The 605-nt window shown below is 72.4% G+C and carries 1 protein-coding gene; it reads right to left on the reverse strand.

Features of this window, described 5'->3' with window-relative positions; genetic code table 11:
* Positions 1-605 (reverse strand): ATP-binding cassette domain-containing protein (locus L687_RS30035; protein ID WP_021199499.1); only part of this gene is annotated, 605 nt, incomplete at both ends.

Genomic DNA, 605 nt, shown 5'->3' on the forward strand with positions numbered 1-605 from the left:
CGTGGGAGACGAGGATCATCGTCAACTGCCGCTCCTGCTGCACCCGCGCGAGCAGCCGCAGCACCCGCTCCCGCACCGAGGGGTCGAGGGCCGAGACAGGTTCGTCGAGGACCAACACCTCCGGGTCGGCGGCGAGCGCGCGGGCGATGGCCGCCCGCTGCCGCTGTCCGCCGGAGAGCGCGCTCGGACGCCGGTCGGCGAGCTCCGGGGCGAGGTCGACCTCGGCGAGGAGTCGGGCGACGCCCGCAGCCCGCTGAGCGCGAGGCACCTCGCCCGCTTCCAGCCCCTCTCGCAACGAACGGCCGATCGTCCATCGCGGGTCGAACGCTCCGAGCGGATTCTGGTGCACGAGCTGCACCCGGCGCTGCGATGTCCACCGCAGGGAACCGGCGTCCGGAGCGTCGACTCCGACGATCATGCGCGCCAGCGTCGTCTTCCCGGACCCCGACTCCCCGACGATGCCGAGCGTCCGTCCGTCTTTCAGGGCGAAGGAGGCATTGACGACCGCAGGCACGGCATCGAAGCTCCGGGAGACCTCGTCGGCGATCAGCAGCGTCGAGGAATCCGCGGGGGCCGTAGCGCGTGGTTCATGGACCGTCGCCGCG

Origin of the sequence: Microbacterium maritypicum MF109, assembly GCF_000455825.1 — a bacterium.
Classification (GTDB): domain Bacteria; phylum Actinomycetota; class Actinomycetes; order Actinomycetales; family Microbacteriaceae; genus Microbacterium; species Microbacterium maritypicum_A.